Source organism: Marinomonas foliarum (genome assembly GCF_003337275.1).
GTDB lineage: Bacteria > Pseudomonadota > Gammaproteobacteria > Pseudomonadales > Marinomonadaceae > Marinomonas > Marinomonas foliarum.
On sequence record NZ_QPJQ01000015.1, the window covers coordinates 76706 to 85635 of the forward strand.

The window sequence follows — 8930 nt, forward strand, 5'->3', positions numbered from 1 at the left end:
TTTCGAAAAACGTGATCAGTATTTATTTAAAATTTTTGCCTTAAACACGTAACTCCCAAAAGGTAATAATGACGCAACAAATCCTATCAAGGCGTGTTTTGACGAAACCCCATATCGGGACACACTTAACGCCAACAGAATGTTAAACAAGATAAACAACCCTCCATGAACTGGGCCAATGATGCTTACATATTCCGGCATGTCCATCAGGCGTTTCAATGGCACGGCAATGAAGAGCAGCAATAGAAGCGACGTGCCTTCTAAAATGGAGATAAATCGTAACATTTTCATACTGTGTCTCTTTTATTGAAGTGTGTTGAAAGAATGTATTCAGCGCTAATAAGACCCCAGAATAACAGTTTAATTTCATTTCAAGGTCGGTTATTTAAAGAGTGGAATCATGTCAGCAGAGTCATTCGTTGAATGACGTCGAGAGTATTAACATCACTTCTGATTTTCAGCCCATTTTAGTAAGGCGTCTAGAGCAGGGCAAAGTTCCTGACCCCAGTCCGTTAAACGGTATTCTACTTTTGGTGGAACTTGATGATAAATGGTTCGTGTGACGATTCCATCGGCTTCCATTTGACGAAGCTGTTGAATGAGCATTTTCTGAGTGATGGCAGGAATGGCTTTTTCTAATTCAGAGAAGCGTTTTACTTGTCCGCCAAAGAGATGGAAGAGGATGACCAACTTCCATTTTCCTTCCAGAATTTTTAGTACTTGCTCTACGCCATCGGCTGCAGAAGCTGGCGTCCATTTTTTTGTCATTTTTTTTATGGCCTCAGCCCTTATGAGATCAAAAACTTACTTCAGAGTAAGTACCCTACTTTTTTGTCGGTTCTTGTTTTCCGGATAGCTTAACGCCATTCTTCTCAGACAGCAATTTGGCTTGTATTGAGCCACTAATTTAAGTGAAGGAGTTTTACTATGACAATTGTTCTTCCCAAACCAATCGCAAATTATTTTAAAGCAGATAAGGAAAATGGTGAGGCTATTGTTGCCTGCTTTTCCGAGAATGCAGTGGTAAAAGATGAAGGACAAACTCATATGGGATTAGATGCAATTAGGCAGTGGAAAATGAGCACATCGTCTAAATATACCTACACAGTTGAACCGCAGTCATTACGCGAATGCGAGGAGAAAATGATTGTCACCGGTTTGGTCGCAGGTAACTTTCCTGGGAGTCCTGTGAATCTTCAATACGCTTTCACGCTGGATGGTGACAAAATTGCCGCGTTGGAGATCACTTTATGAGTTTTGATCTTGAGTTAAATGGACGTATTGCTTTGGTTACTGGCGGAACTAAGGGGTTGGGAGCGGCGGTCGTTGAGTCGTTACATGACGCAGGAGTGCATGTGATTGCCGTGGCTCGTTCTGTTCCTAAAGAAGCCCTAGAAGGCATTTCATACATAGAAGGGGATTTGCTGACGGCAGCGGGTTGTAGCGCGCTAGTAAACACCGTATTAGATAAGTTTGGTGGTGTTGATATTGTTGTCAATGTGCTGGGCGGCTCAAGCGCTCCCAGTGGAGGTTTTTCTGTCCTTGATGAGCAAGAGTGGGAAAATGCATTGAGTCAAAATTTACTGTCTGCGGTACGCATTGATAGAGGGTTATTGCCCTCAATGATAACAAAAGGCTCTGGTGTTATTGTTCACGTCACATCGATACAGAACAAACTTCCCTTGCCTGAATCGACTACCGCTTATGCCGCAGCGAAAGCGGCGTTATCCACTTACAGTAAAAGCTTATCGAAAGAAGTGGCGCCAAAAGGCATTCGCGTTGTGCGTGTTTCCCCCGGTTGGATAGAAACGGAAGCATCGGTTCGACTTGCTGAACGGCTTGCTGATCATGCCGGTACGGATTATGAAGGAGGTAAAAAGATTATTATGGATTCGCTTGGTGGTATTCCTTTAGGACGTCCAGCACAACCTTCTGAAGTTGCCGACTTAATTACCTTCCTAGTATCGGCTAGAGCTTCATCCATAACAGGCACCGAATACGTTGTTGATGGCGGTACTGTACCTACAGCTTAGAAGCTTTCCACATAGTTTCTTCTTGCTGAACCAGATAGTCAGCCAGTATTAGCACACAAAAAAACGCCCTCTATTTTATGGGAGGGCATTTTCATTGGGGAATTTAAAATTCAGTTAATTTTTTGGCTTGTTTACCAAGCACCCGCTCCTATGGCTCCCATGATATTTAAGATAGTACCTCCGGCTGATGATCCACTATCTTGATTTTGTTGTGCTGCTCTTTGTTGATTAATGGCTACTTGTTTTTCACGTAAGACTTTAATTTCAGCAAATTTGCCTTTAAAGCTTTCAGCGGTATAACCATCTGCATTTTTGTGTGTTGGGTCTGCTCCTAAATCAATCAAAGTGGCAGCCAATATATTCCGATCAAAAAACTCTGCGTCATGCAAAGGGCTCATACTTTTTGTTTCGTATAAGTATGAGCCATAAGTGTTAAAGCCAACAATGACTGGAGTGTTATGGGTTACATTAACGTCTGCTCCATATTTCACCAGTATTCTAGCTCTTTCAGAAGACTGCACTTCATCGAGGTAGTTTCCTAGTTCGGTGAGAAACATACACTTTCCGTGGACACAAGAGTATCGCATATTCGCGTCTAGGCCATTTTCGAGTAAAGCGGTTAATAAATTGTTTGTTGTAGAAGTGAATATGGACTCATAAAGAGGAGAGCCATATTCAGGTAATTTGTTTGGATCGCCACCCATATCTATTATTTTTTGTACTGCAATAGCGGTATTTTTCCCATCACGAAAGGTTGGGGCCGGATTTTTTAGCACAGCAAAGTGATCTGGGTAATATGAATATGAAGAAACGACATAATGTAAACAATTGGTGTAGTTAAGAGTGTCGTCTGGATAGCGTTCCAATAATACTTGCATAATGTCGAACTCAGCGACTCCGCAAGCCAGCTCTGCAGCGGGGACATTAACCGGTGTGCGTGCCCATTGATTGTTAAGATTTAAATATCGTATAGAAACTTTATGGGCGGCATTGATGCTGGTCAGGTATTTCACTGCGTCGAGGTTTCGGTTGTAGATGGCGGCCTCCATGGCGTTGGAGTACTCAATATAGCTGGGTAGGGCATCCTTTGAACTTGTTATGTAGGGGTTGTCTTTATGGCTTTCTAACACCGCCATATCATTGTTTGTTATTCCATGGATTTGGATATCTGCTTCTTTTGATTTTTGGCTCGCGCAACCAGATAACACAATTAGAAGTAGACTAAGGCTAAATAAGCGATTCATAACGAATACTCTTTGAAGCTATAAGGGTTAAATGTGCACTTAATATTAAATCAATATAGGTTGCGTATTGTGCTCCCTCTACCCCTATTTGAGGTATTTTAGTTTTTTATTGATTATAGAATGTAAAAAAACCGCCATCCAGCTAAGCCAGAGGGCGGTTTATATAACTCTAATTGTTTGCTTAGTTACGAATCAAGTAATCAAATGCGCCTAGAGCTGCGGTTGCGCCGCCACCCATGGAGATGATGATTTGCTTGTACGGTGTTGTCGTAACATCGCCTGCTGCGAATACACCTGGGATAGAGGTTTCGCCATGAGCGTTGATGACGATTTCGCCTCTGTTCGTTAACTCCAACGTGTCTTTTAAGAACTCGCTGTTTGGTACTAAGCCAATTTGTACGAATATCCCAGCCACGTCTACAAGATGAGACTCGTCGGTTAATCGGTCTGTGTATTTTAAACCAATAACACGTTGTCCATCACCGATAACTTCGGTTGTCATGGCGTTTTTGATGATAGTCACATTTGGCAAAGAGTTGGCTTTTTTCACCAATACATCGTCGGCACGTAAGGTGTCGGCAAATTCAAACACGGTAACGTGTTCTGTGATACCCGCCAAGTCAATTGCGGCTTCGATACCCGAGTTACCACCACCGATAACCGCGGTTCTTTTGCCTTTGAACAATGGACCGTCACAGTGTGGGCAGTAAGCTACGCCCTTGTTACGGTATTCTTGTTCGCCCGGTACGTTCATTTCTCTCCAACGTGCACCAGTGGCTAACACAACGGATTTACTTTTCAGGATCGCGCCATTTTCTAATTCCACTTCGATGAATTCTTTCTTCTCTAGGCGAACGGCTTTTTGCAGCTTCATTAGGTCAACATCGTAATCTAATACGTGTTGCTCAAGTCCCGCGACCAATTTCGGGCCGTCAGTTGCTTTGACAGAGATGAAGTTTTCAATCGCCATGGTATCACTGACTTGACCACCAAAACGTTCTGCCACGACGCCTGTGCGGATGCCTTTGCGTGCTGCGTAAATAGCAGCAGCTGCACCAGCTGGACCACCACCAACAACTAGCATGTCGTAAGGTGCTTTTTCGGCTAAGGCTGCGGCTTGTTTGTCTGCTGCGCCAGTATCTACTTTGTTGATTATTTCTGCCAGTGTCATGCGACCTTGGCCAAAGAGTTCGCCATTTAGGTACACAGATGGCACGGCCATGATGTTGCGTTCGTTTACTTCGTCTTGGAATAAAGAACCATCGATCATGGTCGCGGTAATGTTAGGGTTTAATACCGCCATTAAGTTAACGGCTTGCACCACGTCTGGACAGTTGTGGCAAGAGAGGGAAATGTACACCTCAAAGTTCAATTTAGATGTTAGAGACTTAATTTGTTCTAGGGTCTCTTGTGCCGCTTTGGATGGGTGACCACCCGCTTGTAATAGAGCCAGTACGAGAGAGGTAAACTCGTGGCCCATTGGGATGCCTGCAAAACGCACACGTGCTGCTTCGCCTTTTGGCGCGATGGCCATTTGCGGTGCACGACCTTGTGAGTTTGCATCTACCGTTAGGGTGATTTTGTCGCTTTTTAGCTCGGTAATTTCGCGAGCCAATTCAAGTAATTCTTCTGATTTTGCTGAACCGTTTGTGGACACAGTAATTTCAATCGGATTAACGATATTTTGCAGGTATGTGCCCAACTGCTGTTTTAAGTTTGCTTCTAACATGATGATGAAACCTGTATATGATTGAGTAATTTACTGTGCTGAGAGTAAAAAGGGGTCAGGTGTGACCCCTTTATTGTTCTTTGTTCGACCGCTTAGATTTTGCCAACTAGGTCTAGAGAAGGAGTCAGTGTTTCTTCGCCTTCTTTCCATTTCGCTGGGCAAACTTCACCTGGGTGAGCGGCTACGTATTGTGCTGCTTTTACTTTACGAAGTAGGTCTTGAGCGTCGCGGCCGATACCTTCAGCTGTGATTTCCATGGCTTGGATAGTGCCTTCTGGATCGATCAAGAAAGTCGCGCGATCTGCAAGACCTTGGCCTTCACGCATTACGCCGAAGTTGTTTGTGATGTTGCCTGTTTGATCGCCAACCATGTAGTACTGGATTTTGCCGATTGTTTCAGAGCTTGCGTGCCATGCTTTGTGAGTGAAGTGAGTGTCTGTAGAGACAGAGAATACTTCTACACCGCGAGATTGAAGTTCAGCGTAGTTGTCTGCAACATCGCCTAGTTCTGTTGGGCATACGAAAGTGAAGTCAGCTGGGTAGAAGAAGAATACGGCCCATTTGCCTAGCACGTCTTTTTCAGAAATTTCTACGAATTCACCGTTTTTAAAAGCCGTAGCATTGAATGGTTTGATTTGTGTGTTGATCATTGTGTTTCTCCTAATATGTGTTTGAGTGCGTTACCAACAGAACTCATATTAGGGAAAATGGAGTTATAGTTAAAATTGTTATTAACTAAAGTTATGATTGATAAAAACTATTTTTGGTGGTGAAAACATAGAGTGGGAGAAAGAAGCAGGTAAGTAGACAAGGGAATCTCTTAAAGCAAAGGGGTTAAGTGACTAGCTTTCTTCGTCAGGGTAGGCTGCACGTACTTCTTCGATTTCGGGCATGACGGCATGAAGTAATTGGATTAATGAAGCATCGAAATGCAGGCCTGCATTCTCGTCCATGTACTTTAATGTTTCTTCAAGTGTCCACGGAGCCTTGTATGGGCGCTTAGAAAGTAATGCATCGAGTACATCGGCAATAGCGACGATACGACCTTCAATAGGAATCTCTTCGCCCTTTAGTCCATATGGGTAACCTGAGCCATCCCATTTTTCATGATGGGTAAGCGCAATGACTTTCGCCATATTTAACATTGGATCATCATCACAATCGCCTAAGATCTTGGCTCCGAAAATAGTGTGCTGCTTCATGGTGTCCCATTCATCATGATCCAATTTTCCTGGTTTTAGGAGGATGGAGTCTGCAATGCCAATTTTTCCAACATCATGCATAGGAGCAGCATTAAATACCATTTCTACCCAATCTGGGTTGCCACCATAGGCTTCTGCGAGGAATTTAGAGTAATGGCTCATACGAATAACGTGTGCGCCAGTTTCATTGTCTTTGTACTCTACGGCTCGCCCAAGGTGCTGAATAATGCGTAGGCGGTTCTGTTCCAGTGACAGTGTACGTTCTTTGACTTTCTTTTGCAGTTGGCGGTTTTGATTGTAGAGCGCGATATGTGTGCGAACACGCGCTTTTACTCTCGGAGGGCTGATCGGTTTGGTGATGTAATCAACGGCGCCAAGTGCGAAGCCTTGCTCTTCATCACAAGGATTGGCTTTGGCGGTAACAAACAGGACGGGGATATCTGATGTGACAGGATTGGCTTTTAGTCGGCGGCAAACTTCGTAGCCATCCATTTCTGGCATCATGACATCCAATAAGATCATTTCTGGCTTAGGCGAGCTTTGTTGAGCAATTTGCAGTGCTTTTTTGCCATTTGTGGCGATTTTCAGATCGTAATCATTGCGCAACGTTGCAGCCAATACGTCAATATTTTCAGGCGTGTCATCCACAATAAGAATGAGAGGCTTGTGTTGTTCCTGTGTAAACATGAAAGTGTCCGCCATTATGATGTCGATTTATATGCAACTCACTATTGTTCTGGCATTAAGTCTTTTAACTTATTTAAGGCTGACTCAAAGTCATAACGAGTGATGGACTGACGAATGCTGTGTAGAACATCAATGCTTTCATTACCCTCCATGATGCTTTCAAGCTCTGCTGCAACAATATCCGCATCCAGCCTATTGTTCAATAAATGATCGTACAGCTTATTTAGCAATGTTTGATAGTAGTCTGATGAAATTTTTTGTCGTTTTTTTGTTGCTAACGGTGTTTCACTCGTCAGGCGTGCTTGCCGATCTTTATGAGATCGAATGGGCAGTAGAACACGTTCCAGCTCTTCTGCAAGTTGATTGAGCGCCTGTGTGAACTGTTCTTCTGATTGCTGGCAAGCATTTTCCAACTCGGCCGCTTTGTGCATTAAATCGGTCATTCCAATATTGCCAGCATTACCCTTTAAGGTATGTAACATGCGCAAGGCGTCTTCTTTATCACTCTCTTTATATAGTTCACTAAACTGTTTAACAAAGAAAGATTGAGAGTCATAAAAACGCAACAGTAAGCGCCAAAAAAAGTTGATGTCATATTGTGTTATTGCAAGCCCAACTGTTAGGTCAATACCCACTAGTCTTCCTAAGTCACGTTGTTCCTCAGGTGTAAGAGACTGTTGATAGAGTGTGGGGGCTGATGGAGCTTGTTGGACAGACGTTGGCTTTGGTTTGATCCATTTCTGCAATGTCTCAAACATAACATTGACTTGAATTGGCTTGGAAATATGGTCATTCATGCCACACTGAATCACTTTTTCTTCATCTCCTGCAAGCGCGTTAGCTGTCATGGAGATGATAGGTAAATCATGATACTTAGAGTCTTGCCGAATGATTCTCGTGGCGGTATATCCATCCATGACAGGCATTTGGCAATCCATAAGAATACCATCATAGGTATTGTCTTTAAGTTTATCGAGCGCCTCTTGGCCATTTTGGGCCGTGTCTACGATAAGGCCATTAGTAGACAGTAGTTCTTGTGCCAGTTCTAAATTCAGTAAGTTATCTTCGACCAATAATATGTGTGCGCCGACCAAGGATTGAGTGTTCGTTTTAGGAAGTAGGGTGTGTTTTATTGGTACCGCGTATTCCAAGTGCGAGGATTGAATAATGGCATCAAACAACGAAGAAGGCGTGACTGGCTTGGTTAAGAAACCTGAAATGTTGACGTCTTTACTGGCTCGCCGTGCGTCGTCTAAACCGTAAGCAGTGACCATCAAAATGGTTGGAAAATCTTTGTCGCCTTGATGTTTTTCGAGTAGCGCTCGGCAGGTTTCTACACCGTCCATATTGGGCATTTTCCAATCAACCAATACTAACGAGAAAGGGTCCTCAGTTTGGTTTTCAGTAATCAGGCTTAATGCTTCTTTGCCACTGCTGGCGGTGGTGGCTCTTAGGCCAAAGTTATCAATAATATGACACAAAATATCCCGTGATGAACTGTTGTCATCAACAATAAGCACTCGATGTGATAGCGGCAAATTAGGTAACTTTTCAGATTGAATCTTGCTCTGTTCAAACGCCACGGTGAAGTGGAAAGTACTGCCTTCATTCACTGTACTTTCTACCCAAATATTACCATCCATTAAGTCGATGATTTTTTTCGAAATGGCGAGCCCTAAGCCTGTGCCACCAAACTTACGAGTAGTTGATGAGTCGGCCTGAGAAAAAGACTGGAAGAGTCTGGTTTGCTGTTCTGCTGAAATACCAATACCTGAGTCTTTGACACTGAAGTGAAGTTCAATCAGGTCACCTTTTTGCTTGAAAACATGCGCAGAAATAATGATTTCACCTTGCTCTGTAAACTTAATGGCATTGTTACCTAGGTTAAGTAAAACCTGTCTAAGTCTTAAGGGGTCACCCATTAAATGTGGTGGTACATTCGGCGTCTTTCAAGGTAGTTGTCGCCTAAAATAATTAAGCAGCGTCTTTGTGTTGCTCTGGATTTAATTCCACATCACCTATTGGCTGCCAGTTT

General features: G+C 43.3%; 9 protein-coding genes. 2 read left to right on the forward strand and 7 right to left on the reverse strand.

Annotation, left to right across the window (positions count from 1 at the left end; all coding sequences use genetic code 11):
* Positions 1-15: 15 nt before the first annotated feature.
* A complete protein-coding gene (locus tag DFP77_RS09760) occupies positions 16-291 on the reverse strand; it encodes a DUF3817 domain-containing protein (RefSeq protein ID WP_114412103.1) in 276 nt (91 codons plus the stop codon).
* Positions 292-444: 153 nt separating this feature from the next.
* A complete protein-coding gene (locus tag DFP77_RS09765; RefSeq protein WP_114412104.1) occupies positions 445-768 on the reverse strand; it encodes a winged helix-turn-helix transcriptional regulator in 324 nt (107 codons plus the stop codon).
* Positions 769-927: 159 nt separating this feature from the next.
* Here DFP77_RS09765 and DFP77_RS09770 point away from each other — a divergent pair, with 159 nt between their 5' ends.
* Positions 928-1254, forward strand: a complete 327-nt coding sequence (locus tag DFP77_RS09770) for a nuclear transport factor 2 family protein (RefSeq protein ID WP_114412105.1) — start codon at positions 928-930, stop codon at positions 1252-1254.
* The gene (locus DFP77_RS09775) at positions 1251-2033 is read left to right on the forward strand and encodes an SDR family oxidoreductase (RefSeq protein ID WP_114412106.1); all 783 of its coding nucleotides are present in this window, start codon (positions 1251-1253) and stop codon (positions 2031-2033) included. The genes DFP77_RS09770 and DFP77_RS09775 overlap by 4 nt, the downstream gene beginning before the upstream one ends.
* A 131-nt stretch (positions 2034-2164) precedes the next feature.
* On the opposite strand, the gene DFP77_RS09780 is transcribed toward DFP77_RS09775, so the two are convergent.
* From DFP77_RS09780 to DFP77_RS09800, 5 genes are all read right to left on the reverse strand, one after another.
* Positions 2165-3277 (reverse strand): ankyrin repeat domain-containing protein, encoded by a 1113-nt coding sequence (locus tag DFP77_RS09780; RefSeq protein WP_114412107.1) that lies wholly within the window; start codon positions 3275-3277, stop codon positions 2165-2167.
* 181 nt (positions 3278-3458) lie between these two features.
* Positions 3459-5006 carry an alkyl hydroperoxide reductase subunit F gene (gene ahpF, locus DFP77_RS09785; protein ID WP_114412108.1) on the reverse strand — a complete coding sequence of 516 codons (1548 nt, stop codon included), beginning with the start codon at positions 5004-5006 and terminating at the stop codon, positions 3459-3461.
* Between the two features lie 92 nt (positions 5007-5098).
* Positions 5099-5656 carry an alkyl hydroperoxide reductase subunit C gene (gene ahpC, locus DFP77_RS09790; protein WP_114412109.1) on the reverse strand — a complete coding sequence of 186 codons (558 nt, stop codon included), beginning with the start codon at positions 5654-5656 and terminating at the stop codon, positions 5099-5101.
* A 192-nt stretch (positions 5657-5848) separates the two neighbouring features.
* Entirely contained in the window at positions 5849-6895 is a 1047-nt protein-coding gene (locus DFP77_RS09795) for a response regulator (RefSeq protein ID WP_114412110.1), read from the reverse strand.
* Positions 6896-6936: 41 nt separating this feature from the next.
* Positions 6937-8817, reverse strand: coding sequence for a hybrid sensor histidine kinase/response regulator (locus tag DFP77_RS09800; RefSeq protein WP_114412111.1), 1881 nt, complete (start codon positions 8815-8817; stop codon positions 6937-6939).
* Positions 8818-8930: the final 113 nt, after the last annotated feature.